The organism is Leifsonia soli (genome assembly GCF_013408745.1).
Classification (GTDB): domain Bacteria; phylum Actinomycetota; class Actinomycetes; order Actinomycetales; family Microbacteriaceae; genus Leifsonia; species Leifsonia soli.
The window spans coordinates 2,528,159-2,552,941 of the sequence record NZ_JACCBJ010000001.1 but is presented as its reverse complement, the minus strand read 5'-3'; the positions used below and the strand labels follow the sequence as shown (position 1 = coordinate 2,552,941).

At 69.6% G+C, this 24,783-nt stretch carries 29 protein-coding genes; 12 read left to right on the top strand and 17 right to left on the bottom strand.

The window, feature by feature from the left end:
• Nucleotides 1-11 precede the first annotated feature (11 nt).
• The 6 genes from trxA to BJ963_RS12340 form a co-directional block, all read right to left on the bottom strand.
• A complete protein-coding gene (gene trxA, locus BJ963_RS12365) occupies nucleotides 12-368 on the bottom strand; it encodes a thioredoxin (protein WP_179456983.1) in 357 nt (118 codons plus the stop codon).
• A gap of 2 nt (nucleotides 369-370) precedes the next feature.
• Nucleotides 371-553: a hypothetical protein gene (locus BJ963_RS12360; protein ID WP_115696871.1), complete on the bottom strand. Its 183-nt coding sequence runs from the start codon at nucleotides 551-553 to the stop codon at nucleotides 371-373.
• A 145-nt stretch (nucleotides 554-698) separates the two neighbouring features.
• Complete coding sequence (locus BJ963_RS12355) at nucleotides 699-1,271, bottom strand: ferritin-like domain-containing protein (protein WP_179456981.1); 573 nt, start codon at nucleotides 1,269-1,271, stop codon at nucleotides 699-701.
• Between the two features lie 90 nt (nucleotides 1,272-1,361).
• A complete protein-coding gene (gene lgt, locus BJ963_RS12350; RefSeq protein ID WP_425484727.1) occupies nucleotides 1,362-2,276 on the bottom strand; it encodes a prolipoprotein diacylglyceryl transferase in 915 nt (304 codons plus the stop codon).
• Between the two features lie 144 nt (nucleotides 2,277-2,420).
• Nucleotides 2,421-5,138: a cation-translocating P-type ATPase gene (locus tag BJ963_RS12345; RefSeq protein WP_179456979.1), complete on the bottom strand. Its 2,718-nt coding sequence runs from the start codon at nucleotides 5,136-5,138 to the stop codon at nucleotides 2,421-2,423.
• A gap of 202 nt (nucleotides 5,139-5,340) precedes the next feature.
• The gene (locus BJ963_RS12340; RefSeq protein ID WP_179456978.1) at nucleotides 5,341-6,870 is read right to left on the bottom strand and encodes a SulP family inorganic anion transporter; all 1,530 of its coding nucleotides are present in this window, start codon (nucleotides 6,868-6,870) and stop codon (nucleotides 5,341-5,343) included.
• A gap of 463 nt (nucleotides 6,871-7,333) precedes the next feature.
• Here BJ963_RS12340 and BJ963_RS12335 point away from each other — a divergent pair, with 463 nt between their 5' ends.
• The 4 genes from BJ963_RS12335 (at nucleotide 7,334) to BJ963_RS12320 (ending at nucleotide 9,879) form a co-directional block, all read left to right on the top strand.
• Complete coding sequence (locus BJ963_RS12335) at nucleotides 7,334-7,765, top strand: OsmC family protein (RefSeq protein ID WP_179456976.1); 432 nt, start codon at nucleotides 7,334-7,336, stop codon at nucleotides 7,763-7,765.
• 64 nt (nucleotides 7,766-7,829) lie between these two features.
• Nucleotides 7,830-8,741, top strand: coding sequence for a metalloregulator ArsR/SmtB family transcription factor (locus BJ963_RS12330; protein ID WP_179456974.1), 912 nt, complete (start codon nucleotides 7,830-7,832; stop codon nucleotides 8,739-8,741).
• 56 nt (nucleotides 8,742-8,797) lie between these two features.
• Nucleotides 8,798-9,211 (top strand): arsenate reductase ArsC, encoded by a 414-nt coding sequence (locus BJ963_RS12325; protein WP_179456972.1) that lies wholly within the window; start codon nucleotides 8,798-8,800, stop codon nucleotides 9,209-9,211.
• Nucleotides 9,212-9,216: 5 nt separating this feature from the next.
• Nucleotides 9,217-9,879 carry an arsenate reductase/protein-tyrosine-phosphatase family protein gene (locus BJ963_RS12320; protein ID WP_179458127.1) on the top strand — a complete coding sequence of 221 codons (663 nt, stop codon included), beginning with the start codon at nucleotides 9,217-9,219 and terminating at the stop codon, nucleotides 9,877-9,879.
• 78 nt (nucleotides 9,880-9,957) lie between these two features.
• On the opposite strand, the gene BJ963_RS12315 is transcribed toward BJ963_RS12320, so the two are convergent.
• Nucleotides 9,958-11,727: a chloride channel protein gene (locus tag BJ963_RS12315; protein ID WP_218857074.1), complete on the bottom strand. Its 1,770-nt coding sequence runs from the start codon at nucleotides 11,725-11,727 to the stop codon at nucleotides 9,958-9,960.
• A 67-nt stretch (nucleotides 11,728-11,794) separates the two neighbouring features.
• Here BJ963_RS12315 and BJ963_RS12310 point away from each other — a divergent pair, with 67 nt between their 5' ends.
• Genes BJ963_RS12310 through BJ963_RS12300 form a run of 3 tightly spaced genes read left to right on the top strand, consistent with a single transcriptional unit; the run spans nucleotide 11,795 to nucleotide 14,209 of the window.
• Nucleotides 11,795-12,265 (top strand): MarR family winged helix-turn-helix transcriptional regulator, encoded by a 471-nt coding sequence (locus tag BJ963_RS12310; RefSeq protein ID WP_179456969.1) that lies wholly within the window; start codon nucleotides 11,795-11,797, stop codon nucleotides 12,263-12,265.
• 52 nt (nucleotides 12,266-12,317) lie between these two features.
• Nucleotides 12,318-12,986 carry a methyltransferase family protein gene (locus tag BJ963_RS12305; RefSeq protein ID WP_179456967.1) on the top strand — a complete coding sequence of 223 codons (669 nt, stop codon included), beginning with the start codon at nucleotides 12,318-12,320 and terminating at the stop codon, nucleotides 12,984-12,986.
• 44 nt (nucleotides 12,987-13,030) lie between these two features.
• Nucleotides 13,031-14,209 carry an FAD-binding domain gene (locus BJ963_RS12300; RefSeq protein WP_179456965.1) on the top strand — a complete coding sequence of 393 codons (1,179 nt, stop codon included), beginning with the start codon at nucleotides 13,031-13,033 and terminating at the stop codon, nucleotides 14,207-14,209.
• Nucleotides 14,210-14,274: 65 nt separating this feature from the next.
• Here BJ963_RS12300 and BJ963_RS12295 read toward each other — a convergent pair whose 3' ends face one another.
• The 3 genes from BJ963_RS12295 to BJ963_RS12285 are packed head-to-tail and all read right to left on the bottom strand — an operon-like array spanning nucleotide 14,275 to nucleotide 17,350.
• Nucleotides 14,275-15,456 (bottom strand): redoxin domain-containing protein, encoded by a 1,182-nt coding sequence (locus BJ963_RS12295; RefSeq protein ID WP_179456963.1) that lies wholly within the window; start codon nucleotides 15,454-15,456, stop codon nucleotides 14,275-14,277.
• Entirely contained in the window at nucleotides 15,453-16,298 is an 846-nt protein-coding gene (locus tag BJ963_RS12290; protein WP_179456961.1) for a cytochrome c biogenesis protein CcdA, read from the bottom strand. Before BJ963_RS12290 ends, BJ963_RS12295 begins: the two co-directional genes overlap by 4 nt.
• Nucleotides 16,295-17,350, bottom strand: coding sequence for a cytochrome c oxidase assembly protein (locus tag BJ963_RS12285; RefSeq protein WP_218857073.1), 1,056 nt, complete (start codon nucleotides 17,348-17,350; stop codon nucleotides 16,295-16,297). Before BJ963_RS12285 ends, BJ963_RS12290 begins: the two co-directional genes overlap by 4 nt.
• Between BJ963_RS12285 and BJ963_RS12280 the strand changes: the two genes are divergently transcribed.
• Entirely contained in the window at nucleotides 17,349-18,122 is a 774-nt protein-coding gene (locus BJ963_RS12280) for a DUF4396 domain-containing protein (protein ID WP_179456959.1), read from the top strand. The genes BJ963_RS12285 and BJ963_RS12280 overlap by 2 nt on opposite strands.
• A 24-nt stretch (nucleotides 18,123-18,146) precedes the next feature.
• The gene (locus BJ963_RS12275; RefSeq protein ID WP_179456957.1) at nucleotides 18,147-19,214 is read left to right on the top strand and encodes a sodium:calcium antiporter; all 1,068 of its coding nucleotides are present in this window, start codon (nucleotides 18,147-18,149) and stop codon (nucleotides 19,212-19,214) included.
• Between the two features lie 23 nt (nucleotides 19,215-19,237).
• On the opposite strand, the gene BJ963_RS12270 is transcribed toward BJ963_RS12275, so the two are convergent.
• From BJ963_RS12270 to BJ963_RS12240, 7 genes are all read right to left on the bottom strand, one after another.
• Nucleotides 19,238-19,567, bottom strand: coding sequence for a hypothetical protein (locus tag BJ963_RS12270; protein ID WP_179456955.1), 330 nt, complete (start codon nucleotides 19,565-19,567; stop codon nucleotides 19,238-19,240).
• 43 nt (nucleotides 19,568-19,610) lie between these two features.
• Nucleotides 19,611-20,060 (bottom strand): GNAT family N-acetyltransferase, encoded by a 450-nt coding sequence (locus BJ963_RS12265; protein WP_179456953.1) that lies wholly within the window; start codon nucleotides 20,058-20,060, stop codon nucleotides 19,611-19,613.
• A 29-nt stretch (nucleotides 20,061-20,089) separates the two neighbouring features.
• Nucleotides 20,090-20,992, bottom strand: a complete 903-nt coding sequence (locus BJ963_RS12260; RefSeq protein WP_343037272.1) for an NADP-dependent oxidoreductase — start codon at nucleotides 20,990-20,992, stop codon at nucleotides 20,090-20,092.
• 175 nt (nucleotides 20,993-21,167) lie between these two features.
• On the bottom strand, nucleotides 21,168-21,791 hold the full coding sequence (locus BJ963_RS12255; RefSeq protein ID WP_179456949.1) for a TetR family transcriptional regulator: 624 nt from the start codon (nucleotides 21,789-21,791) through the stop codon (nucleotides 21,168-21,170).
• Between the two features lie 86 nt (nucleotides 21,792-21,877).
• Complete coding sequence (locus BJ963_RS12250) at nucleotides 21,878-22,405, bottom strand: DUF1269 domain-containing protein (protein WP_179456947.1); 528 nt, start codon at nucleotides 22,403-22,405, stop codon at nucleotides 21,878-21,880.
• Between the two features lie 74 nt (nucleotides 22,406-22,479).
• On the bottom strand, nucleotides 22,480-22,746 hold the full coding sequence (locus tag BJ963_RS12245) for a hypothetical protein (protein ID WP_179456945.1): 267 nt from the start codon (nucleotides 22,744-22,746) through the stop codon (nucleotides 22,480-22,482).
• Nucleotides 22,747-22,763: 17 nt separating this feature from the next.
• Entirely contained in the window at nucleotides 22,764-23,162 is a 399-nt protein-coding gene (locus BJ963_RS12240; protein ID WP_179456943.1) for a DUF7144 family membrane protein, read from the bottom strand.
• 131 nt (nucleotides 23,163-23,293) lie between these two features.
• On the opposite strand from BJ963_RS12240, the gene BJ963_RS12235 reads away from it, so the two are divergent.
• The 3 genes from BJ963_RS12235 (at nucleotide 23,294) to BJ963_RS12225 (ending at nucleotide 24,783) form a co-directional block, all read left to right on the top strand.
• The gene (locus BJ963_RS12235) at nucleotides 23,294-23,560 is read left to right on the top strand and encodes a hypothetical protein (protein WP_179456941.1); all 267 of its coding nucleotides are present in this window, start codon (nucleotides 23,294-23,296) and stop codon (nucleotides 23,558-23,560) included.
• Nucleotides 23,561-23,626: 66 nt separating this feature from the next.
• On the top strand, nucleotides 23,627-24,229 hold the full coding sequence (dcd, locus tag BJ963_RS12230; RefSeq protein WP_018192463.1) for a dCTP deaminase: 603 nt from the start codon (nucleotides 23,627-23,629) through the stop codon (nucleotides 24,227-24,229).
• Nucleotides 24,230-24,255: 26 nt separating this feature from the next.
• The gene (locus BJ963_RS12225; RefSeq protein ID WP_179456939.1) at nucleotides 24,256-24,783 is read left to right on the top strand and encodes a hypothetical protein; all 528 of its coding nucleotides are present in this window, start codon (nucleotides 24,256-24,258) and stop codon (nucleotides 24,781-24,783) included.

Sequence of the window (24,783 nt, the reverse complement as noted above, 5' to 3'; positions counted from 1 at the left end):
TATCCCTCGGGTCAGGCGCGTGCCTTGGCCGTGATCAGTTCGGCCGGATCGATGGCGCGGATCTGACCGATCAGGTTCTCGAGGTCGCGCGCGGCGAGCGCTCCGGGCTGCGAGAACACGAGGACGCCGTCGCGGAATGCCATGAGCGTGGGGATCGAGGTGATCCCCGCGGCGATGGCGAGCTCCTGCTCGGCCTCGGTGTCGACTTTGCCGAACACGATGTCGGGGTGCTTCTCGGATGCCGCCTCGAACACGGGGGCGAACATGCGGCAGGGGCCGCACCAGGCCGCCCAGAAGTCGAGCAGGACGATGTCGTTCTGCTCGATCCGGCTCTTGAGCGTGTCGGCGGTGACGGTGACGGTGCTCACGGTCAGCCGCGTCCGAAGAGCCGGCCGAAGAATCCGCCGCCGGAGGCTGCGGCTTTCTCGGCGTCGGTGTGGTTTCCGTTGCACCACTGGTTCGCGGGGACGCGGCGGCGGACGTCGGCGATGTGCTGGCCGCAGCCGCTCCAGGTGGTCTTGCCGCAGACTTTGCAGGTGGCGGGGTAGCACATGGGTGGGAACTCCTTCGGGTCGGCGCTGGGGTGATCTTTATACCCCCCTCCGTATAGTACGATACGGGGGAGGGTATAGCAAAGTCGCACCGGTCGCCGCCGCAGCCTCTCCGGCCCCGGTGATCCGGGAGGGCGCTGACGCTCGTCAGCCGAGATGCGATTCGAATGCTTGGAGGTGTGCTCGCGAGCCCGCGAGCAGCCGTTGCAGCACGGCGATCGTTGCGGGGTCGGTGGTGGAGGCGAGGTCGGCGTTGAGATCGGCGATGTCCTTCTCCTCGATGGCGACGCCGGCTTTGTAGGCCTCGGTGATGCTTGCGGTCCCTTGCTGGATGAGCTGGTCGTAGAGGCGCTGGATGTCTGGATCCGTGAAAGTGCCGACAGTGCCGGTCCGCGGATCGACGATTCCCTTCGCGTCGAGCAGCGGGACGAGAAGCTGCTGGTGCATCACCTCACTGTCCCGAATGTTGCCGAAGACTTGTGCACCCCACAGGTCCGTGAAGCGCTGGTAGACGTCGTGGGCGAGCTTCTCCTCTTCGACGAGGTACTGCAGACTGGCTGCTGCATCCGCGGGTGCGGCGGTCGATGTCGCGGATGGGGCGGGCGCTGCGCTGGTGCCGGACGGAGTGGCGGCGCCCTCCGGCGAACCGGTGCATCCGGTCGAAGCGGCCAGCGTCAGCACGCCGAGCAGGGTTGCGAGCGCTTTCGTGTTGGTCTTCATCAGGGCCCCCGAACGGTGGTGGTCCTCGAACGCTAACCGGAGTCGCGTGCGAGGGACGGGGCCGAACGTCCCTCCACGGACCGCCTCCGTTCAGCTCTCCGATGAAGCTTCGGCCGCAACCGGCTCGGGCGACCGGGGTTCGAAGGCGGCCACCTCCGGCCGAGGGCGCAGGTACGGGGAGGGTTCGGCACCCGGGTGCCGCCGGGTCTGAACGACGAACAGGGTGAAGCCGATGGCGACGGCGACGAACGAGGCCCACACGTTGGCGGGGATTCCCAGCCATCCGTCGCTGGTCGGATCGATGCGGATGGCCTCGAGCCAGCTGCGGCCGAGCCCGTACCAGATCAGGTAGAGCGCGAGGACTCGGCCCCACTGCAGCTGAAAGCGTCGCTCGACGAGCAGAATCACGGCGACGCCGGCGAGGTTCCAGATGATCTCGTAGAGGAACAGCGGGTGGAACAGTGTTCCCGGGGGCATCCCGGCGGGGAACTTGGGGTTGGTGGCTTCGATCTGCAGCCCCCAGGGGAGGGTGGTGGGAAGTCCGAAGAGTTCGTGGTTGAAGTAGTTGCCGAACCGGCCGAGGGACTGGGCGACGAGCAGGGCGGGTGCGAGCGCGTCGGCGAACGCCCAGAAGCGGAGGCCCGCGCGCCGGCAGGCGATGGAGACGCCGAGCGCCCCGCCGAGGAGGGAGCCGTAGAGGGCGTTGCCGCCGTCCCAGATGGCGAAGACGTTCCAGAGGTTCGCGCCGGGAAAGAAGTAGTCGCCCACGTGAGTGAACACGTGGTAGAAGCGGGCGCAGACGATGCCGAGCGGGACGGCCCAGAGGACGACGTCGAGGACGATGCCGCGGTCGACGCCGCGCCGCCCCAACCGGTAGGACGTGATGAGGGAAGCGGCGATGATGCCGCTGAGGATGCAGAGCGCGTACGTGTGCACGGTGAGGGGTCCGAGCTGGAACTGCGCCCACTGCGGGGGCGGGCTGGGGATGCTGAGGGCGAGCATCATGGTCTCCTGTTCGGCCGACGGCACGGACGGGCCCGCCGACCATGCAGCACGTCGTCGTCCCCGGTCACGTCTCCGAACCTACGGACGTGTCCTGACCAGCGCCCGGCAACCCGTGCGGCGAGGGTGCCCGACACCTGCGAGAGCTCACACGATCGGCTTGTGCCGGCGGTCGATGGCCGCCCAGATGAGCTTGTCGGCTTCGACGATGGCGAGGATCGTGAGGGCAAGGGCCGCCATCATCGCCCATTCCGCGAGGGTGAGCGGAGCGAGCCCGAGAAGGGTCGTCGCTGCGGGCCAGGCGAGCAGCGCTGCGACGACGAGGGCGGACCCGAACGCAGTGGCGAACAGCAGTGGGTTGCTGAAGGGGTTCATGCGGAGCAGCGACACCGTCTCGGCGCGGGCGTTTCCCACCTGGAAGACGTTGAAGATCACGAACAGCACGAGCGCGAGAGTTCTCGCGTGCTCGACGGTGTCGCCGACGTGGAGGGCCCAGCCGAAGACCAGGAGCACGATCAGTCCCATCCACGCGCCGGTGATGAAGGTGCGATACCAGAGGCGTCGTGACAGGATGCCTTCCTGGGGTGAGCGGGGTGGCCGGGAGAGTTCGTCTCCGCGGGCCGGTTCGAACGCGAGGGCGATGTCCTGGATGCTGCTGGTGACGACGTTGATGAACAGGATCTGCACCGGCAGGAACAGCAGCGGCTGGTCGAGGAGGACGTTGATCGAGAGCGCCAGGACGGCGGCTACGGCTGTGGAAAGAAGGAAGAAGGTCGCGTTTCTGATCGCGGCGAACGTGACCCGCCCCTGCTCGACCGCGTGGACGATGGTGACGAAGTCATCGTCGGTCAGCACCAGGCCGGCCGCTTCGCGGGCGACATCGGTGCCGGAGCGTCCCATCGCGACGCCGATCTGCGCGGCCTGGAGCGCCGGGGCGTCGTTCACGCCGTCGCCGGTGACCGCGACGACCTCGCCGCGGCTCTGCAGCGCGCGGACGATGCGGAGTTTGTCCTGAGGGACCATTCGGGCGGCGACGCTGGTCTCTTCGAGTCTCGCGGCGAGCATGTTGTCGTCGAGGGCGGCGATCTCGGCACCGGTCAGCGGCGGCCCCTCGGAGGCCAGGCCGAGTCGGGCGGCGATGGCTTCCGCCGTGGTCGGCTGGTCGCCGGTGACCATTTTCACGGCGATGCCGGCGCCCGCACACGCGGCGATGGCGTCCGCGACGCCCTCGCGCGGGGGATCCGTCATCCCTTCCAGTCCGAGGAACTCGAGCCGCTCGGGGGGAGGCAGCGGGTCGGTGGTGAGCTCGTCCGGCCCCAGTGGCCGGGAAGCGGTCGCCACCACGCGCAGCCCGCCCCGGGCGAGGAGGGCGTTGGCCTCGCTGACCACACTCGGCCGCAGAGGCCGGGGTCCGTGCGATGTCCGCAGGGTGGTGCTCGCTGCGAGCAGCGTTTCCGGCGCGCCCTTGACGTAGAGGACGCGTCGCCCGTCCGGGCGCACCCGGACGGACTGCGAGTAGCCCAGGGCCGGCTCGTAAGGGGTGTGACGCTCCGGGGTCGTTGTCGTCTCCGCCACTTGGACGGCGGATGCTTCCAGGGCGACCCTGCTCATCGCGACATCGACGGGGTCGCCGTGGAGCTCGCCCGCGCTCAGGCGCGCGGCCTCGTTCGTGAGGGCTCCGGCCCGGAGCACGGCGACCGTGCCGGAGTCTGCCGGCATGCCCGGCTCCCAGTACCCGCCGACGGTCCAGATCTGCTCGACGGTCAGCCGGTTCTGCGTGAGGGTCCCGGTCTTGTCCGAGGCGATCACGGTGGTCGATCCGAGGGTCTCCACGGCGGGGAGTCTGCGCACGATCGCGTTGCGGCGGGCCATCCGGGAGATCCCCACGCTCAGGGCGATGGTGAGGATGACGGGCATCGACTCCGGGATGGCCGCCACGGTCAGTGCGACCGCGGTCTGGAACATGTCGGCGACGGTGAAGCCGCTGACCAGTCCCGCGATGAAGAGGAAGAGGACGGCCACGAGGATGGCACCGCCGATCCGCCATTCCAGCGTCCGGGTCATCACCTGCAGCGGGGTGGGCGGAGGCGGAGCCGTCATGAGCTTCTCGATCGCGCCGAGCTCGGTGTCCTGTCCGGTGGCGACGACGACCCCGAGCCCGCGGCCGCTGGCGACGAGAGCGCCGCTGAAGACCATGTCGTTGCGTTCCGCGACCGGCGCACTCTTGTGCACAGGCGTGGTGGTCTTGCTCACGGGGAGGGATTCGCCGGTCAGCATCGACTCGTCGACGCGCAGGCGGTTCGCCTCCACGATCCGCAGATCGGCGGGAACCCGCTCCCCTCCGACCACAGCCACGATGTCACCCGGTACCACCTCGGTGGCCGGGATGACGCGGATGGTCCCGTCGCGACGCACGTGGGCGACGGAGGAGGAGAGGGATCGGAGAGCGTGGACCTCCCGTTCCGCTTTGCGCTCCTGCCAGTACCCCAACGTCACGGTCAGCACCAGCACGACGCCGATGGCGGCGGCGTCCACCCAGTGCTGCTGGATGATCGTGATCAGGTTGGCGACGACCATGATGCCGATCAGCGGGCTGACGAATTGCCGCAACAGCACCACCCACCATCGAGTGGGCGGGGCCACCGGGAGCGAATTGGACCCGTACCGCTGCTGCCGAGTCGTGACCTCCGTCAGGGGCAGCCCCAACGGTGACGTGCCCAGCCGCCGGAGCACGGCATCGGCGCCCATCGCATGCCAGCTCGGAGCCGTCTCGGCTTCCGCCCCGTCGGGCTCGTCCAGGGCACCGGGACGAGCCCACGGAAGCCAACCGGGCCGGTCACGATCTTCGCGCCTCGTGTCGGTCATGCTCTCGAGTGTTGTGGCCCGCTGGGCGGCGGGGGAGAGGCAAAGGTCCTCCCCTGACCTGCGGTTGAGTCGACAGGCGTCGGGCCACTCCTGGAAGGCGGGTGGTCCTCATGCCCGAGCAGAGCTCAGCGCCGCCAGGCGCCGCGGCGGTCGGCCACGACGGCTCCCGCGGCCAGGCGATCGTCGGCCAGGCGATCGTCGGTCAGCCTTCGCCGCCCAGCCGCCCGGTGAGCCGCGCATGGAAGCGCGTGCTGGCCTGGTTCATGCCCTCGACGGCCACGGTCTTGCCGTGCCGGGCGTAGCGCGTTTCGATGGCGTCGAGCGCGGCCACGGTCGAGGCGTCCCAGACGTGCGACCCGCTCAGATCGATGATGACATGCTGCGGGTCGCCCGCGTAGTCGAAGCGGTGGGTGAGGTCGTTGCTGGTGGCGAAGAACAGTTCGCCGTCCACCTGGTAGCGCGCGGTGCCGTCGGCCGGCAGGGTGCGCTCGACCGTCGTGACGGCTGCGACGCGGCGGGCGAAGATGATCGTCGCGGCGATCACTCCGACGACGACGCCGATGGAGAGGTCGTTGGTGGCGACCACGACGGCGACGGTGAGGACCATGACGGTGGTCTCGCCGACGGGCATTCGCTTGAGTGTCGCGGGCCGGATCGAATGCCAGTCGAACGTGCCGACGCACACCATGACCATGACTGCGACGAGCGCGGCCATGGGGATCTGATTGACCAGGTCGTGGAAGACGGCCATGAGGATCAGCAGGAACACGCCGGCCGAGAACGTGGACAGGCGCGTGCGTGCGCCCGACTCGCGCACGTTGATCATGGTCTGGCCGATCATGCCGCAGCCGCCCATGCCTCCGAAGAAGCCGGAGGTGATCTGCGCGATGCCCTGCCCGATGGACTCGCGGGTCTTGTTCGAGCCGGTCTCGGTGATGTCGTCGACGAGCTTCGCGGTCATGAGCGACTCGACCAGACCCACCAGGGCGGCAGCCACTGCGAAGGGACCGATGATCGTCAGCGTGTGCAGCGTGAATGGCACGTGCGGGAAGAACAGGTTCGGCAACCCTGCCGGAACCATCCCGTCGTCGCCCACGGTGGGCACCGCGAGGTTGCCGAGCATGGTGATCGCGGTGATCGCGACCACCGCGATCAGCGGAGCAGGGACCGCCTTCGTGACGCGCGGGAAGAAGACGATGATCAGGATCCCCAGTGCGACCAGCGGATACACCAGCCAAGTCACGTGGATCAGATGCGGCAGCTGGGCGATGAAGATCAGGATCGCCAGCGCGTTCACGAAGCCGACCATCACGCTGCGGGGCAGGAAGCGCATGAGCTTCGCGAACCCGACCGCGCCCAGCGCGATCTGCAGGAGCCCGGCGAGCATGATCGTGGCGACCAGGTAGTCGAGGCCGTGCTCCCGGGCGACGGGCGCGACGACGAGGGCGATCGAACCGGTGGCGGCGCTGATCATCGCCCGGCGTCCGCCGGTGATCGAGATGACGATCGCCATGATCACCGAGGAGTAGAGGCCGACGCTCGGGCTCACCCCGGCGACGATCGAGAACGAGATCGCTTCTGGGATCAGGGCCAGCCCGACGACGAGGCCGGCCAGCAGCTCCCGGGTCAGCACCCGCGGGCGGCGTACCGCGTCGAGCACGCGCACGTTGCCGTCATCGGTCGGTACGCCGACCGTGGCGGCCAGAACAAGCTGTCTCAGGCTCGCAGGCATGGTCCGACTCCTCACCGGCACGCATATCCACGCCGTTCAGCGAATGGGGCCCCGCCCTCTCGGGTTTCGCACACGGGGGACGGGCGAGAATGAAGGAAGGGAGGCGGCGCCGTCGGGGCGCCGACTCAACTCTAAGCGCATCCTCGTGATCCGGCGGATGAGGCCCCTCGGCTACAGCATCGGTCCCAGCCGCTGCCGGCTCCGGCTGGCGGTCAGCGTCGATCTGGCCACCCCCGCTCTGCCGCAGCGCACACGATCCGGTTGGTGCTTCCAGCGAAGGGACTGTGCTCGTCCGGGTCGACCTCCTGCTGCTCATGATCATGATGCGGATGTCGTTCATCCGGGGGTCGAAAGGCTCTCGCCACACAAACGCAGCTCGGCGTACGTTCCTGGCATGCGCCCAACGAGAGAGGACGGCGCCGGGGTGTCTTCGGCGCAGTCCGCAGATGATCGCAGAGGGAGCGTGAGCGCGCCCACCCTCACGTACAGCGTTCGCGCGCGTTCGACCGCTCACGGAGCGGCCCAGGTCGACGCGGGCTCCGAGACGATCCGGTTCGACTCGAGCTGGGCGTCGGGTGCCACAGGCTTGCCGGGCCCAGCAGAACTGCTCGCCAGTTCGTTCGCGGCCTGCCTGCTCAAGAACCTCGAGCGTGCGGGCCGGCTGCTCGACTTTCACTACGGGTCCGCCGAGGTCGAAGTCACCGCCCGGCGGCAAGACGACCCGCCCCGATTCGTCGAGATCGTCTACGAGTTGCGAGTGGCGACCGATGAGCCGGCCCGCCGATGTGAACTGGTCCACCGCAACCTCCAGAAATATGGAACGGTATACAACACGCTCGCAGCGGTCTGCGACGTGCACGGAAGCCTTGTCGCCGAGGCTCATCGCACGGAATGACCATCGCACGGGTATTCACGCCTCGGTGGTCCGAGTTCGCCACCGCTCGCATAGACTCGCGTCTATGGTCGGGGTGCCGGAACCGGATGTGCTGCGGAGCTTGAAGCGCATCAGCGATCCCACCCGCGCCCAGATCCTGCGCCTCCTCCTCGACGCCCCTGATGGGCGCGGCTCGGTCACCCGGCTGGCGGAGACCCTGGGTTTGCGGCAGCCGACCGTCTCGCATCACCTCAAGCTGCTGCGCGACGAGGGGCTGCTCGATCGGACCCAGGAGGGTCGCACCGCCTGGTACGCGATCACGGCGGATCAGCTCGACCTGGTCGCAGAAGTCGTCCGCGATAGACGACCCACGGACGACGATGCGGCGCTGGATCGGGTCGTCGAGGACCTCTCCTCGCGCTTTCGCGGGGTCCTTGCCCGCGAGAGTATCGAGCAGTATGTGCGCGACAGCTACGACCGCCTCGAGGGGCGCGCGCACCGGGCGTCCCTGACCAGCGCGTTCGCCGTCTCCCGCCTCGACGCCCTGCTCCGTGCGACCGGCGCACGTGCCGGGGTACCGGAGGTGCTGTTCGTCTGCGTTCAGAACGCCGGCCGCTCCCAGCTCGCCTCGGCGATCCTGCGCCAACTCGCCGGCGACCGCGTCGTCGTCCGCACCGCCGGATCCGAACCCGCGGCCGCGGTCCGCTCCACCATCGTCGCCGTTCTGGATGAGGTCGGCATGCCACTCGGCGGGGAGTTCCCCAAGCCCCTGACCGACGAAGCCGTCCGCGCCGCGGACTACGTGGTCACGATGGGCTGTGGCGACGCCTGCCCCGTCTACCCCGGTCGCGAATATCTCGACTGGGACGTCCCCGACCCTGTCGGCCGGCCCATCGCAGAGGTTCGCGCGATCCGGGACGACATCGAGGAACGCGTTCGTGGCCTCCTGACTCGGATCGATTCTGAACAGCTCGTGAACATCGCTCCGGCCTCCTGACAAAACCATAGACAAACATCTATGCTTTCTCGTAGCAGAGAGAGGGAGACCCCGTCATGTCCGATAGCAAGCCCACCGTCCTGTTCGTCTGCATCCACAACGCCGGCCGCTCCCAGATGGCCGCCGGGTACATGCGCGAGCTCTCCGGAGGCCGCGTCGAGGTCCTCTCCGCGGGCTCGGAGCCGAAGGACCGGATCAACCCGGTGGCTGTGCAGGTCATGGCTGAGGAGGGCATCGACATCGCGGGGGAGCAGCCGAAGATTCTCACCACGGACGCCGTGAAGGAGTCCGATGTGGTGATCACGATGGGCTGCGGCGACACCTGCCCGATCTTCCCCGGCAAGCGCTACGAGGACTGGGACCTCACCGACCCGGCCGGCCGCCCGGTCGACGAGGTCCGCCCGATCCGGGATGACATCAAGCTGCGCGTCGAGGACCTGCTCGCCGAGCTCCTCCCCGCTGCGGCGTGACGATCATGACCATCGACGCGACGGGGCGCCGAGCCCAGCCGGGGCTGGCCTACCCCGAGCCATATCTGCGCCGCTTGGCGGACGAACTGGCGGCGAAATTCGAGGGCGTCTTCAACCGGGAGACCGTCGAACGGTACGTGCTGGAGTCCTACACGGCGCTGTTGCGCACCGCGACGGTGAAGGCGCACCTGGCGACCCGCACCATCCACTTCGCCACCGAACGGCTGACCGCGCTCGCGCAGGCGACGGGCGCGCTTCCGGTGATCTGGCCGGAGGTGCTGTTCGTCTGCGAACAGAACTCCGGCCGCTCCCAGATGGCCGCAGTCCTCACGGAGTCTCTCTCCGCAGGTCGCGTCCACGTCCGCTCCGCGGGGTTGATGCCTGCCGGCGAGCTGAACCCCGCCGTGGTCGAGGCGATGACCGAGATCGGCCTCGACATCAGCCGCGAGTTCCCGAAGCCGCTGACCGACGATGTCGTCCAGGCCGCCGACGTCGTGGTCACGATGGGATGCGGCGACGCTTGCCCGATCTACCCGGGTAAGCGCTACCAGGACTGGGAACTGCAGGACCCGCAGGGGCGGTCCGTCGAGATCGTGCGCGAGATCCGCGCTGAGGTGGAGCAGCGCGTGCGCGAGCTGCTGAAGAGTCTCGGGGTGACGCCCGCGTGAGCATCGATCCCCGCAGTCGACTCGTCTTTGGGCCCACCGCTGCGAACCCGCCACGAGTACTCGCGTGCGATCGCCTCGTCAGCCGGCGGTGGCGCGGAGGACGTCGGTGGGTGCCAGCCAGCCGACGAGGATGCCGTCCGTGACGACCGGGGCACCGTCCGTGCCGGCCGCTTCGATGACGTGTCCGAGCACGTCGGCGACGGGGTCGCCGGGAGACACGATCTGCACGCTCTCCATCAGCTCGGACACGCGCCGTGCGTTCGCGTCGTCGTCGGTGCGGACGGCCTCGGTCGCATCCGCGGCCGTGAGGATCCCGACGAACTCGCCGTCGTCGTTCACGACCGGGGCGGTCTGCCTGCGGGAGTCGGCCAGCCAGCTGATCGCTTCGTGTGCGCCCGCGGACGCGTGGATGGTGGGTGGGGCCGGGGACATCACCGCGGCGACGGAGACATCCCGGAGGCCGGGCAGCGCGGGAGCGGACAGGTCGACCCCCCGGCGGCTGAGCTTGCGCGTGTAGATGGTGTCGCGGCTGAGGAGGCGGGAGATCCCCGTGGCGACGATGACAGCGAGCAGGAGCGGCAGAATGATCGTGTACTCGCCGGTGAGCTCGAAGAGGATGATGCCGGCGGTGATCGGGGCGCGGGTGGCCCCGGCGAAGACCGCCGCCATGCCGACGAGGGCGAACGTGCCCGCCTGGCCGGACAAGCCGGGGATGACGAGCCCGACGGTCTCACCGGCTGCGGCGCCGAAGGCGGCGCCGATGACGAGGCTGGGTGCGAAGACGCCTCCGGAGCCGCCGATGCCGATCGTCAGGCTGGTGGCGGCCATCTTCGCCACGACGAGCAGCAGGAGGAAACCGATCGTGTACTTCCCGGCGACGCTGCCCTCGAGAACGGGGTAGCCGACCCCGTACAGCTGGGGCATCGCGAACAGCAGCAGGCCGAGAAGGAGGCCGCCGGCGGCGGGACGCAGCCACTCCGGTCCGCGCCAGGCCCAGTCGCACAGGTCCTCGATCGCGTAGAGGATCGTGCTGAACAGCACGCCGACCGCGCCGGCGAGCAGGCCGAGCGCGGCGAAGAGCAGATACTCCCCGGGCTGGCTGACGGTGAAGGCCGGAAGCGCGAGGAAGGGCTGGTCGCCGAGGACGGACCGGCCGACGACCGAGGCGGTGATGGACGAGAGCATCACGGCGGCGAAGGAGCGTGTGGCGAAGTCGCGGAGGATCAGCTCGAGCGCGAAGAAGACACCGGCGATGGGTGCGTTGAAGGTCGCCGCGATGCCGCCGGCCGCGCCGCAGGCGACGAGAGTGCGGAGCTGGGACTCGGACATGCGCGTGATCCTGCCGAGCGTGGAGCCGAGCGCCGAGCCGATCTGGACGATGGGCCCCTCGCGGCCGACCGACCCGCCGGACCCGATGGTGATGGCGGAGGCGAGCGCTTTGACCACGGCGACGCGTCCGGGGATGTGTCCGCCGCGGCGAGCGACGGCGTACATGACCTCTGGCACCCCGTGGCCGCGGGCCTCCCGGGCGAAGCGGTGAACGAGCGGCCCGTAGACGAGGCCGCCGACAGCCGGGGCGAGGATGACGAACGCGCCGCCGAGCCACGGCACCCACGGGTTCGCCGGATGGCCGGTCGTTCCGGCGTAGTCGCTCGTGCCTGTGAAGATGAGAGTGGCGGACGTCACCAGCCAACGGAACACCACCGCCGCGAGCCCTGCGCCGGCTCCTACGGCGAGGGCCGCAGCGATGAGGGGGGCGGGTCCGGCCAGCGCGCGGCGCCACCAGTGCGTCATGCGTGCTGTGGATCCGGTCAGGATTCCGCGGATGCTCGCCGGGATGGCCGACACGGCTCTCCAATCATGTAGACATGCAACTGTTGCAGAAATGCATCAAAAGAGTAACACTGGAGGAACCATGCAGAATCACGGCTTCCCGCACGAAGCGACCGAGGCGACGCTCCGGGCGTCGCGGGCGCTGCTCGGGATCGTGGCGCGCTCCGTGGCGGACGCGTTGGAGCAGGTGACACTGCCGCAGTTCCGGGTGCTGGTCGTGCTGGCCGGGTCCGGGCCGATGAGGATGGGCGCGTTGGCCGCTCGCGTCGGGGCGGTTCCCTCGACGTTCAGCCGGACGATCGACCGCATGGTCGACGGAGGGTGGGTGGCCCGGCAGGAGAGCCCGCAGAGCCGCCGCGAGATCCTGGTCGACCTCGCGCCGGAGGGCAGGCTCCTGGTGGATCAGGTCACCGAGCGCCGGCGTCGTCAGGTCGCCTCGGTCCTCACCTCTCTGCCCGCGCAGGAGCAGCAGCAGATCATCGACGCCCTGGAGCTGTTCTCGACGGCTGCGGGCGAGCCGACACCGGAGGACCTGCTGACGCTCGGACTCTGACCAGGGCCGTGCCGGGGGGCGCGGCCTCCACCCCCACCGGAAGAGAGATGCGATGACGGATCCGGAGGCGACCGCAGGGACTGCGGCGACCGCGAGCACCGGTCCGCGCGCAGTGCTGACGGGCGCGAACGTCCTGGGCGCGGGGGCCGCGGCGTTCCTGGTCTTCGGCCCGATCTCGGTCGCGACCCCGGCCCGCGCCTGGCTGGTGCTCGCCCTGTCGCTGGTCTACGTGTTCCGAGTGCTCATCACCACGTACGTGACGGTGCAGCGCCCGGTGACCTACGCGGAGGCCGCATTGGTCGGCGGTTGGATGTTCATCATCCACGCGACGATGGGGCTCGTGAGCGCCCACGTGAGCGCGGCGCTGGACGCCTGGACGGTGCTGGGAGTCGTCCTGTATCTCTTCGGTTCCTGGGTGAACACGTTCTCCGAGCTGCAGCGCCGCGCATGGAAGGCGCGCCCCGAGAATGCGGGCCATCTGTACACGCGCGGGCTGTTCCGCTGGTGCCGCCACCCCAACTATCTGGGCGACACGCTGCTGTTCACCGGTTTCGCGGCGGCGACCGGTTCGTGGGTCGCCCTGGTGATCCCGGCGATCATGGTCGCCGGGTTCGTTTTCGCGGCGATCCCGGCGCTGGATCGCCGGCTGAAGGAGCACTACGGCGAGGAGTTCGTCGCGTGGGCCGCGACGACGCCGCGATACATCCCGTTCGTGTGGTGACGAGCGGACGACGGGATCGGAGTCACGGGGGCGAGGAGGTCGTCATGAAGGTGTTGATCGTCGGAGCCGGCATCGCCGGTCCGACTCTTGCGTACTGGCTGCGGCGCAGCGGTCACGAGCCGGTGCTGCTGGAGGCCGCGCCCGAGTTGCGGCAAGGCGGATACCTGGTCGACTTCTGGGGCGCCGGCTTCGAGGTCGCCGACAGGATGGGCATCGCCGATCGCGTGCAGGACGCGGGCTACCGGATGAGGGAGGTGCGGGAGGTCGACGGCGATGGGCGCCGGATCCTGTCCTTGGACCCGGTCGCGCTGATCGGCCGCAACGGGGCACGCTACGTGAGCGTCGGGCGCTCCGATCTGTCCAGGATCATCGTCGAAGCGCTTCCGGATGACGTGGAGCGGGTGTTCGGCGACACCGTCGAGGAGCTGCACGATGAGGGCGATCACGTCGCAGTGCGTCTGGCGCGCGGCGGCGACCGCCGATTCGACCTCGTGGTCGGAGCGGACGGTCTGCACTCCGCCGTCCGGCGGTTGGCGTTCGGTCCCGAGTCCGGGTTCGAGCGCTCCCTGGGCGTCGCCGTCGCCGTCTTCGATGTCGTCGGCTACCGGCCGCGGGACGAGCTGGTCGCCGTCATGCACACCCAGGTCGGCGCACAGGCCCTGCGGTTGAGCCTGGACGACGACGTATCGATGTTCGTGTTCACGTTCCGCTTCGACGGCCGGATCCCCCTCGACGACGTCGAAGCCCAGAAGTCCCTCCTCCGCGACCGGCTGAGCGGTCTCGGCTGGGAGGTGCCGTCCATCCTGGCGGCGTTGCCGCGTGCCCGGACGTTCTACCTCGACTCCGCGAGCCAGATCCGGATGCCGTCCTGGAGCACCGGACGCGTCGGTCTGGTCGGCGATGCCGCCGCTGCGCCCTCGTTGCTCGCGGGCCAGGGTACGGCGCTGGCGATGATCGAGGCGTACGTGCTCGCCGCCGAGCTGCATGCCGCCGCGGGCGATCACGTCGCGGCCTTCTCGGCGTACCACGACAGGCTCCGCGACTTCCTTCACGCCAAGCAGCGCGGCGCGACCCGTCTCGGCGGCGCGTTCGCTCCGCGCACCCGGCGGGGGCTCTGGATGCGCACGACGGTGATGCGGCTGATGACGGTGCCCGCAGTGTCCGATATCGCCATCGGCCGGAGCCTGTACGACCGGATCGAGCTGCCCGACTTCCGGCCGTGAACGCCGAGGGCGCGCCGAGGGCGCGCCGAGGGCGCGCCGATGGCGCCGCCGCTGCGGCCACGGCCCTATTTCGACGGCGGGACGAGCGAATCGAGCACGTACTCCAGCTGCTCGGCGGTGAATGCGCCAGGATGGCGGATCACGACCCGGCCCGAGGGGTCGAGGATCACCGTGTAGGGCAGGCCGGAGATCCGGTAGCGTCCGGAGACGGACCCGTTCGCGTCGATGGCGAGCGGGTAGTCGATCCCCGCCTGTCGTGCGACCGTGCGGGCCGCGTCCGTGTCGTCGGAGACGTCGATGCCGATCAGGTCCGCCCTGCCGGCGAACTCGGCGGACACCCTCTGGAGGTCGGCGAGTTCGCCGACGCAGGCGGTGCAGGTGCTCGCCCAGAAGTTCAGCACCCGGTAACGGCCGTCGTTCGCGCTCCCGGTGATGCGCCCGGCGCCGTTCAGCGCGGGAAGCGAGAAGGGTTTCGGGATCGCGCCCACCCCGGTGCCGTCCGTCGAGAGGTCGACCGCTGCCGAGCCCGCCACCGTGGGGCGGTGCGCGGCGGGCAGGAGGTCGACGGCCTCCTGGGCCATCGTGTGCGCGAACGGTGCGGTGCTGGCGGAGTCGGTGCCGAACTGACCGAGGGCACGTTCCCTGCCATCCGGGTCGATGAAGAAGATCTCCGTGCCGTGGACCACGGTCTGCTGGGCGGCATCCAGCTCGATCGGCACGCCGTACGCGGCGGCCACGGAGGCCAGGGTCTTCGGGTCGGCCGTGCCGAAGTACCAGTTCGACGCGCGGCCGAGACCGTGGGACTCGCTCCACGCTGCCACGTCGCCGACCGCGGGATGGTAGGGGTTCGCGTTGACGGAGACGAACGCGACCCGGGAGGCCGCCGAGCCCAGGTCCCGGTCGGCCAGGGCCACGTCCTGGGCCAGAAGAGTGCAGAGGTCCTCGCACTCGTCGTCGTTGAAGGTGAGCACGACGCTCCGCCCGTGGAAGGTGTCCGGGCTGATCCGGTCTCCGCGCTGGTCGGTCAGCGAGTAGGCGGGCGCGTTGGTCGCGGCGTTCCCGAGCGGGTCGAGCTGCAGCAGATTCGCGGCAGCCGCCGAGATCCCGGGGGCGGTGGGCGCCGCGGAAGGAGCGGCCGCGGTGCTGGAGGACGGCTGGGCCGCGGCGACGAGGACGGCGCCGAAGCCCACCAGGACGACCGTCGCGGCGGCGACGATCGGCCAGGTGCGCGGTGTGCGACGGTTCATGACTCCTCCGGAGGGTGGCGGTGGGATCGGACGGCGGCGGTGGCGGCGGCCAGAGCGGCGAGGACGACGAGGGCGGCCGCGGCGCCGACCGCCAGGGGATGCGCGGACAACGCCGAGGTGAGCCAGCCGCTGGCCTGCGAGACGAAGACCGCGAGAGAGGGCTCAGTGCCCGGCTCGAGGATCAGCCGCGTTCCGTAGGCGAGCAGGTAGATTCCCACGATCAGCAGGAGCGCGGAGGCGGCTTTCGGGAGGCGTCGCGCGTATCTCCCGGCGACCCGGACCGCTTCGGCGCCGACAAGGGCCGCAAGGATGCTGCAGGCCGCGACGAACAGCCCCATCCCCAGCGCGTAGGAGAGGGCGGCCGCCGCAGAGTCGAGAACGGAACCGGTCGCGGCGGAAGGCGCGACGGCGGCGGCGAAGAGCGGGAAGGCGCAGCCGAGAGAGGTGGTCGCGAACGCTGCGCCATAACCGGCCATCGCGAGCATCCCGCGCCCGGACCGGAAAGGGAGCGCGATCGCGGGCGCGCGCAGCTGCCGGCCTGCGACCCCGAAGACGCCGGCGACGAGGAGGGTCAGGCCGAGTGCCGCGGTGAACCAGGGAACCCAGGCCACCGCGAGCCGGAGCCCGGTCGCGACCGCGATCCCGACGATGGCGAACACCGTCACGAAACCGGCCGTCATCGCCAGTGACGCTCGGAATGCCCGCAGGAGTCGCACGCCCACCGGCGCGGGCTCCGCGCCGAGGAACACGGCGAGGTAGGCAGGCAGCAGAGGGAACCCGCAGGGGTTGACCGTCGCGGCGAGCCCGAGGGTGAAGGCGTAGACGACCGTCGCGCCGATCACCGTGCGCCACCCCGGTCGTGCGCGGCCAACCGCTGGAGGTAGGCGTTGTATGCCAGCCGTTCGGCCTCGCCGCGGCCCGCCGACCGCTCCTGGCGGCGCGCGGCGCGCTCATCCGACCGCTGCCACTGCAGGAAGAGCACGCCGAGCACGAACAGGGTCGGCAGTTCCGTGAAGCCCCAGGCGATCCCCCCTCCCACGGCCTGGTCGGACAGCGGCGCGATCCCCCAGCCGGGGATCGGAGTGCGGTAGAAGCCCACGACCAGTGCGACCGACATCATGAGCATCACGCCGAAGAACGCGTGGAACGGCGCGGTGACCGCCAGCTCCAGGATCCGAACGGTCGGCGCCGCGTACTTGCGCAGCCCGCGGGAGGCGCGCCGGGGCGTCGGGTCGACCCCGAGCACGCACCAGAAGTAGAGGAACCCGATCGCGATGAAGTGCAGCAGCATCAGGTTGTGGCCCCACATCGTGCCCATCAGCGCATCGAAGACGGGCGTGAAGTACAGGCCGTAGAGGCTCGACAGGAAGAGCACCAGCGCTGTGACGGGGTGGGCGACGAAGCGCGCCGGCGCGCTGTGCAGCACGGCCAGGAGCAGGGAGCGTGCCGAGGGCCTCCCCGACGGCCGTGCCGGGAGAGCTCGCAGCGCCAGCGTGATCGGGGCGCCGAGCACGAGGAAGATCGGGGCGAGCATCGTCAGCACCATGTGCTGGACCATGTGCACGCTGAACAGCTCCATCCCGTACCCGTCGATGCCGGTGGCCGTCATCGCGAGCACCGTCACGATCCCGAGCACCCAGAAGACGAGCCGGCTCACCGGCCAGCGGTCGCCGCGCCGGCGGAGCAGGATGACGCCGGTCACATACAGCCCGGCGAGCACGAGCATCAGCACGGGGATCACCGGGATCGGCTGTGGATGCAGCGCGACCATCCGGGTCAGGGTGGGCGGTGCCATCGGCATCCACATCGGTCCGGTCATGGCGTGCGCCGATGGCGGGTCGACGGGAGGCGTTGACCCGGTGAGGAACGGGGGTACGGTGACTGATGCATTCATGCAACTGTTGCAACTCTACAGGACTCTCGCCGCGCCACGAAAGGATCCGATCACGCCTCCGCTCGCTCACTTCCCCGGCTGGTTCGCGGTCGTGGCCACGACCTCGTTACTCCTCGGAGCCGCGTGTGCGGTCTGGGTGGCCCTGGACGTGGTCCGCCGTCCGCAGCCGATGCGGGTGATGGCGGTGGTCTGGCCGGTGACCATGCTCTTCGGCGGCCTGCTGGGCCTGTGGTTCTACCGGGCGCAGGGGCGGGCTCCGAGAGCGGGGCAGGAGCCGTCCGGCCGGCAGACGTCCCTGGCCGCCTCGGTCGGCACGGGCACCAGTCACTGCGGCGCCGGTTGTGCGATCGGGGACCTGATCGCGGAATGGCTGGCGTTCGCCCTCCCCGCCGTCGCCGTGCTCGGCGGCTGGGGCTGGCTGTTCGACGACCCGATGTTCGCGGTCTGGGTGATCGACTTCGTGCTCGCCTTCGTCATCGGCATCGGCTTTCAGTATTTCGCGATCGCCCCGATGCGCGAGCAGAGCGCCGGACGCACCCTGCGAGACGCCGTCAAGGCCGACGCTGCCTCGATCACGGCGTGGCAGGTCGGGATGTTCGGCGTGATGGCGCTCATGCAGCTGCTGGTCTTCCCGGTTCTGTGGGGCGGCCGTGCTGCGGTCGATTCCCCCGAGTTCTGGTTCGCCATGCAATGGGCCATGCTCGCCGGGTTCGCCACCAGCTATCCGGTCAACTGGGTGCTGATCCGCACCGGGATCAAAGAGCGGATGTGAGTCCGCCGCGATGAGAGGAGCGTGATGTCCGGTCTGCCCCTGTGGCTGCTGCTGGCGTTGTTCGTGATCGGCGCGGCGGTGATCTGGGTCGCCGGCGTGTACCTGTCCAAGACCACGGACGCGCTGGACGACCGCTTGCACCTCGGCAGTGCGCTCGGCGGTCTCATCGTTCTCGCGGTCGCGACGAACCTCCCCGAGATCGCGATCACCGTCAGCGCCGCAGCGTCCGGATCGGTGGACGTGGCCGTGGGCAACATCCTGGGAGGCATCGCCCTTCAGACGGTGGTCATCGCTGTTCTCGACCTGTTCGGCAGGCGTGGGCGCGGGGTTGCGCCGCTGACCTATCGGGCGGCCTCGCTCGGACTGGTGCTGGAGGCCATCGTCGTCGTCGCCGTGCTGGCCGTGGTGATCGGCGGCAGTCAGTTGCCGCCCGGCCTCGTCCTCGCCCGGTTGAGCCCGGACGTCGTCCTGATCGCGATCATCTGGCTGGTGGGGCTGTTCCTGGTCCGCCGCGCCGGCCACCATCTTCCCTGGCATGAGGACGGCGCTGCCCCCGACACCAGCCGGGCGCATCCGTCCGGCAGCGGGACGCAGAATCAGGACCGGATCGCACGGATGAGCACCGCGAAGATCGCGATCATCTTCGGCGTGTGCGCCCTGGCGACCCTGGGCGCCGGCGTGCTCGTGGAGACCGCCGGAGATGCCGCCTTCGGTCGGCTGGGTCTCTCGGGTGTGCTCTTCGGTGCGACCGTCCTCGCGCTGGCCACCTCTCTGCCGGAGATCTCCACCGGCCTGCAGGCGGTCAGGCAGGGCGACGACGGTCTGGCGATCTCGGACATCTTCGGCGGGAACGCGTTCCTCCCGGTCCTCTTCCTCGTCGCGACCCTGATCTCCGGCACAGCGGTCCTTCCGCAGGCGAACGCCGCGGACGTGTTCCTGACGGCGCTCGCCATCGTGCTGACCCTCGTGTACGCCGTCGGCCTGATCTTCCGCCCACGCAGGCGCGTCCTCGGAATGGGGGTCGACTCGGTCGCCGTGGTCGGTCTGTATCTGCTCGGGATCGGCGGATTGGTCGCCATCACCGTCAGCTGATCGTCACGCCGCGTGCGCGTCCGTCAGGTCCTGCGTTCGAGCTGCTGCACGTCCCAGTAGACGCAGGCGACGAGCGAATGCGCCGGGCATGCGGGGACCCCGGAGTCGTCCGGGGTCGCGACGCGGCGGAATTCTCCGCGCGCCTTCTCCAGCAACCGCGTGAACTCGTCGTCCGTGACCGTGCAATGGTCCGCTTCGAGCCATTCCCGGAGCAGGGTCTCCACGTCCTGGTGATAGACGCGCGAGTCCGCCCAGACGCGCTGGACGATCCCGGCGATCTGATCCTCCCGGGGCGCGGCTTCCGCACCGTCCATCACCGGGAAGTGCGTGCGCTTGTAGTGTTCGGCGTTCATGGGTTCGTCTCCCGTCGTTCGTCGGATTCCCGGTCTCCTGCGCTCACACGGGGCTGCCGTCGTCGTGCCGCCGCGTCCGCACACCCGGGAGCTCCGTGTCGACGAGGTCCTCGTACGAGGGGGTGCGGTCGATGAACTCCCGCACGATCGGGCAGAGGACGGTGACGGTGATGCCGCGCGCGCGGAGGTCGTCAAGAACCCGGCGGATGAGTTCGGTGGCGACGCCCTGGCCCCGGTACTCCGGGAACACTGCGGCGGCGACGAGGACGAACCGCTTCTCGTCGGCGATGGAGTAGGTCAGACCGCCGATGACGGTGTCTCCGGCGATCGCCTCGTAGGTCGAATCCTCGTGGTTGTCCACGACGAAGAAGTCGATCGCGGAGGAGTGGTCCTCCCTCACCTCATCGATGAGCACCAGCTGATCCTGGGTGAGGGTTCCGACTCCGTCGGGATACCCGGCTTCATCCGGGTACTCGAATTCTGCGTCAGGCATGTGGTGATCCTCTCTTCGGGAGGTGGTGGTCAGGAACGGACGTCGATGACGGTCTTGCCCCGGCGGCGCTGGGTCGGATTCAGCGCCGCGACGGCGTCGTCGAGCGGCGCGATCTCGTCGATGTTGCTGCGGAGGCGGCCGTCCCGGACGCGCTGGACGATCTCCGTCAGGTGCGACGGCACCGACTCGACGACGAAGTCGATCGACAGGCCCTCCTCTGGCCGCACGCCGCCTAGCCCGGTGACTGTCACGAGTGTCCCTCCGGGGCGGATGAGGAGTGCGGACTTCTCCTGGATCTCACCGCCGATGACGTCGAAGACCAGGTCCACTCGTCCGATGTCGGCGAGGTCGTCGTTCTCGAGGTCGATGAATTCATGGGCTCCGTAGTCGAGGGCTTTGCCCCGGTCGGCGGCGCGCCCGGAACCGATGACATGGGCGCCCGCCTCCCGCGCGAGCTGGCTGACCATCGTTCCGACCGCGCCAGCCGCTCCGTGAGCGAGGACCGTCTGCCCCGACCGCAGGCGGCCGTGCTGGAACAGGCCCTGCCACGCGGTGAGGCCGGAGATCGGCAGGCTCGCCCCGACGGTGAACTCCACGTCTCCGGGAAGAGCCGCGAGATTGCGGGACTCGACCGTGACGTACTCGGCCAGGGTCCCGTCGCGGTGCCAATCGGTGATGCCGAAGACCCGTTGTCCGATCGTGAGCCCGGTCGTGCCGTAGCCGAGTGCGGTGACGACGCCGGCCACGTCGTGTCCGAGGATGGACGGCGACCTGTCCCGGCCGGCGCGGTCGACCCAGGTGGACGGCCATTCCAGCTCGGTGGGAACGTAGGCGGCGGCGTGCACCTCGACGACGACGTCGTTGATGGCCGGCTTCGGCTCCGGACGATCCACCAGGGTCATCCCGGCAGCTCCCGCCGTCCGATCTGTCACGACTACGGCCTTCATCGGATACCTCCTTGCGTGGACGACCGCGAAGCGGCCGTGCCTATCTCCAGGTTCGACCCTCTGGCCGAATCCGGGAACATGCTAAACACAAACAGGACTAAAAAGTCCAGTTTTGTGATGGCTCTGGTCACATGCTGGCGGTTGAGCGAAGAGGGTGCCCCTACGTCGCGAGGCTCTCGATGTGGCTGATGGCCATATCGAGCGATGTCGCCATCGGCGTGACGTCCCGCGCGGTCTGGGCGAGCACGTATCCTCCCTGCAGTGCGGCCAGGAGGCCGACCGCGAGACCCTCGACGGGCGCGTCGGGAGGGAGGGCGCCGTTCGCGCGCAGGCGCTCCATCGCTCCCGAGAGGAGATCCTGCCACTCGGCGAACAGCGCCATCAGGCTCCGCCGGGCGACGTCGTCATGGTCGGACACCTCGGAGGCGAACGATCCGAGAGCGCACCCGTACGCGCCGTGACGCACCGCATTGTTCTGCACGAGGGCGTCGCGCCACCGTCGCAGATCGGCGAGGCTCGTGACGCCACCGAGACTGCTCTGCTCCCGCTGGATGACGCGCTCGCCCATGAGCTCGATGGCCGCCCGGACGATCTCGTCCTTGTTCGCGAAGTGCCGGTAGAGCTGCGACTTGCTGACCCCGCTCGCCGTCATGATGTCGTCGAGCGTCGTGGCACCGACGCCGCGCGTGTACATCAGATCCGCTGCAGCGCTGACGATCCGTTCGCGCGTCTTCGCTCCGCGCGCAGTCAGGCGCGCGGGCGTCGAATCGGAGGCCGCCGTCACGTCTTCATGCTACGCGCGCGCACAACAGGGCTGGCGAAGCGGCGGGGGAGGGCGGTCGCCCTCCCCCGCGGCGCCGTGGGACGACGTCAGTCCGCCGCGTCCTGAACCTCGTTCTCCAGCTTCTCCTCGTCGACGGCGATCTGCTTCTTGGTGATGCCGGTCGCGTTGGTCAGCAGCCGTTCGATCTCGTCCGCCTCGCTGGGGTCGACGACCACCACGATGCCCGAGCTCCCCGCGTGCAGGGTCTCGCTGATCGCCTTGAGGTCCTCGGCGGACGACTTCTTGGAGATGTGGCCCGCGAGCGCGCCGATGCCCGCCCCGCCGGCGCCGCCGGCCAGGAGAGCGCCTCCGAGCGCGACGGCCGGGAACAGCGCGACGACCAGTCCGCCGGCGAGCCCGATGGCGAGCCCTTTGCGGCCGCCGTGGTGCTTGCCGCCGTCGTCCCGCTTCGGGATCGAGACCTTCCCCTCCGTGTCGCGGACCACCACCGCCGCGTCGAACGCCGCATGGTGGCCGCGCTCCTTGTAGCGGGCGTGGAGGCGGTCGAAGTCCGCCACCGCCTCGTCCTCGCTCGCGTACTGTGCGGCGATCGCCACATAGGGTTGATCGGTCATTTTTCCTTCACCTTTCTGGAAGTCGGCGCTGGTGCGCCGACGATTGCTGCTCCCGGGGAGCCGCCGGCCGACGGTCAGTCGTCCGGAGTCGCGACCTGCTCGAGCCGGGCGCCGCCCGGCACCGTGCCAGGGACGGTCTTCTCGTAGAGGAAGGCGGCCGCCTCGGGCCACGAACTCGCCTCCGCCAGCCGGTACACCGCCACCGCCTGCGCGCCCTCGAACGTCGTCGCGGCGCGGATCAGTGCGGGCGGCGTCTCGCTCAGCACCGGCAGCTGGGCGCTGAAGTCGTCCTCGTCCTCATCCGGGTGCAGGAAGAGGGCCCGGTACGTCCCGGTGCTCACGCGACATCTCCTGGCGGCTAGCGGCGAAGTTCTCGTCCGTGCACGGTGACGGCGTAGATCACCAGCACGTCGAGCGTGATCGCGATGGCCGACCACCACGGTTGCGCCGGAAGCGACATCACGTGGGAGACGGCGCTGACCGCGGCGATCACCACGGCCACGACGCGCGCCCACATCGCCCCCCGGAGCAGGAAGAGGCCGGCCAGCAGCAGGAGCACGCCCACGATCACCGACCACCACCCCCACGCCGCGACGTCGAACGACGCCACCCCGCCGCCGGAGCCGACGAAGTAGGCCGTATTCGGGCCGATGATCGCCATGATCCCGTAGAACAGGTCGATCGCCGCCCCGATGAACAGCATGACCGCCGCGAAATAGGCCCACCCGACCCAGCCGGTGGTTCTGGCATCCGACATCTCGCACCTCCCAGATCCTGTTGGCGGAATGGTGCGCCCCTGAGGGGGCTCCTGGCTATGCACCACTTCTGCGGATCCGGCCGCGCACATGGTGTCTAGCCGTGACGGGCTCGCCCGGGCACACTTCCGCCATGAGTGAAGCCGACATCACGGCGCCCACCACGCTCGGCCCGGGCCGGGTGCCCGGCGGGATGCCGTTGAAGATCCATCTCGACGAACCGGCGTACGCCGCCCTGGTGCGCATCGCCCAGCACCGGCGGACGACGGCGGCGCGGATGGTGGAGGACCTCGTGCTCCACGCCCTCTCGCGTGCCGCCGCGCCGCCGCCCGTGGCCGGCCCGATCACCCGGCCTCACACCACCTACGACGACGCGACGCAGGGATTCCGCCGCGACTGACGCGCGCGAGCACGGCCTGCGGACGACGACGGGTGCGCGACGATTCCCACCCGATAGGCTGGCCCCGTGCTTCTCTCCGATCGCGACATCAAGGCCGAGCTGGGTGCCGGGCGGATCTCTCTGGAGCCGTTCGAGGCGGAGATGGTCCAGCCGTCGAGCATCGACGTGCGGCTCGACCGGTTCTTCCGGCTCTTCGACAACCACAAGTACCCGTTCATCGACCCGGCCGAGGACCAGCCCGAGCTGACCCGCTTCGTCGAAGTGGATGCGGATCAGCCGTTCATCCTGCACCCCGGCGAGTTCGTCCTGGGCTCCACGTTCGAGCTGGTGAGCCTGCCCGACGACGTCGCGGCGCGCCTGGAGGGCAAGAGCTCGCTCGGTCGGCTCGGACTGCTGACCCACTCCACCGCCGGGTTCATCGACCCGGGGTTCTCGGGTCACGTGACCCTCGAGCTGAGCAACGTGGCGACGCTCCCGATCAAGCTGTGGCCGGGCATGAAGATCGGCCAGATGTGCTTCTTCCGTCTGTCGTCGGCGGCCGAGCGGCCGTACGGATCGGCGGAGTACTCGTCCCGGTATCAGGGGCAGCGCGGGCCGACGGCGTCCCGGTCGTATCTCAACTTCCACCGCACCGACGTCTCCACCACCGAGGCGGGGCGACCCGCCTGACCCGCACGCCGACCGAGAGGGGCACCATGAGCGAGACCACCGACGCGGCCTTCGCACGGGCTCTGATCAGTTCGGGGCCGATGGCGGAGAACCCGCAGCGGATGCACCTGTTCGGCCGGCTGGTCGGCAGCTGGAGCGCCGATGTCCGGCGCCTGGACGAGCGGACCGGGATGTGGACCGAGTCCGCCGAGGAGTGGATCTTCGCCTATACGCTCGGCGGTCGCGCGGTGCAGGACGTCCTCGTCATCCGCGACGAGACCGACCCGGAGGGCACCCGCGGGCGCGGGTCGACCGTCCGCGTGTACGACACCGCCCTCGGTGCCTGGCGGGTCAGCTGGTTCGGGGCGGCGACGGGGGACTTCTGCACGCTCGTCGCGACCCCGCACCGCCGTGACGGCATCCGGCAGGACGGCACGCAGACCGACGGCCGCCCCATCCGCTGGAACTTCTCCAGCATCACCGACGAGTCGTTCGAGTGGGACGGCTGGGTCTCCGACGACGAGGGCCGCACCTGGTGGCTCGAGCAGCACATCGACGCCACCCGCACCGGATGA

Excerpts from the sequence above, each read along its gene's own strand:
- BJ963_RS12360 (WP_115696871.1), bottom strand. The coding sequence starts at position 553 with ATGTGCTACCCCGCCACCTGCAAAGTCTGCGGCAAGACCACCTGGAGC.
- BJ963_RS12355 (WP_179456981.1), bottom strand. The coding sequence starts at position 1,271 with ATGAAGACCAACACGAAAGCGCTCGCAACCCTGCTCGGCGTGCTGACG.
- lgt (WP_425484727.1), bottom strand. The coding sequence starts at position 2,276 with ATGATGCTCGCCCTCAGCATCCCCAGCCCGCCCCCGCAGTGGGCGCAG.
- BJ963_RS12345 (WP_179456979.1), bottom strand. The coding sequence starts at position 5,138 with ATGACCGACACGAGGCGCGAAGATCGTGACCGGCCCGGTTGGCTTCCG.
- BJ963_RS12340 (WP_179456978.1), bottom strand. The coding sequence starts at position 6,870 with ATGCCTGCGAGCCTGAGACAGCTTGTTCTGGCCGCCACGGTCGGCGTA.
- BJ963_RS12330 (WP_179456974.1), top strand. The coding sequence starts at position 7,830 with ATGGTCGGGGTGCCGGAACCGGATGTGCTGCGGAGCTTGAAGCGCATC.
- BJ963_RS12325 (WP_179456972.1), top strand. The coding sequence starts at position 8,798 with ATGTCCGATAGCAAGCCCACCGTCCTGTTCGTCTGCATCCACAACGCC.
- BJ963_RS12320 (WP_179458127.1), top strand. The coding sequence starts at position 9,217 with ATGACCATCGACGCGACGGGGCGCCGAGCCCAGCCGGGGCTGGCCTAC.
- BJ963_RS12310 (WP_179456969.1), top strand. The coding sequence starts at position 11,795 with ATGCAGAATCACGGCTTCCCGCACGAAGCGACCGAGGCGACGCTCCGG.
- BJ963_RS12305 (WP_179456967.1), top strand. The coding sequence starts at position 12,318 with ATGACGGATCCGGAGGCGACCGCAGGGACTGCGGCGACCGCGAGCACC.
- BJ963_RS12300 (WP_179456965.1), top strand. The coding sequence starts at position 13,031 with ATGAAGGTGTTGATCGTCGGAGCCGGCATCGCCGGTCCGACTCTTGCG.
- BJ963_RS12295 (WP_179456963.1), bottom strand. The coding sequence starts at position 15,456 with ATGAACCGTCGCACACCGCGCACCTGGCCGATCGTCGCCGCCGCGACG.
- BJ963_RS12280 (WP_179456959.1), top strand. The coding sequence starts at position 17,349 with ATGCAACTGTTGCAACTCTACAGGACTCTCGCCGCGCCACGAAAGGAT.
- BJ963_RS12285 (WP_218857073.1), bottom strand. The coding sequence starts at position 17,350 with ATGAATGCATCAGTCACCGTACCCCCGTTCCTCACCGGGTCAACGCCT.
- BJ963_RS12275 (WP_179456957.1), top strand. The coding sequence starts at position 18,147 with ATGTCCGGTCTGCCCCTGTGGCTGCTGCTGGCGTTGTTCGTGATCGGC.
- BJ963_RS12270 (WP_179456955.1), bottom strand. The coding sequence starts at position 19,567 with ATGAACGCCGAACACTACAAGCGCACGCACTTCCCGGTGATGGACGGT.
- BJ963_RS12265 (WP_179456953.1), bottom strand. The coding sequence starts at position 20,060 with ATGCCTGACGCAGAATTCGAGTACCCGGATGAAGCCGGGTATCCCGAC.
- BJ963_RS12250 (WP_179456947.1), bottom strand. The coding sequence starts at position 22,405 with ATGACCGATCAACCCTATGTGGCGATCGCCGCACAGTACGCGAGCGAG.
- BJ963_RS12240 (WP_179456943.1), bottom strand. The coding sequence starts at position 23,162 with ATGTCGGATGCCAGAACCACCGGCTGGGTCGGGTGGGCCTATTTCGCG.
- BJ963_RS12235 (WP_179456941.1), top strand. The coding sequence starts at position 23,294 with ATGAGTGAAGCCGACATCACGGCGCCCACCACGCTCGGCCCGGGCCGG.
- BJ963_RS12225 (WP_179456939.1), top strand. The coding sequence starts at position 24,256 with ATGAGCGAGACCACCGACGCGGCCTTCGCACGGGCTCTGATCAGTTCG.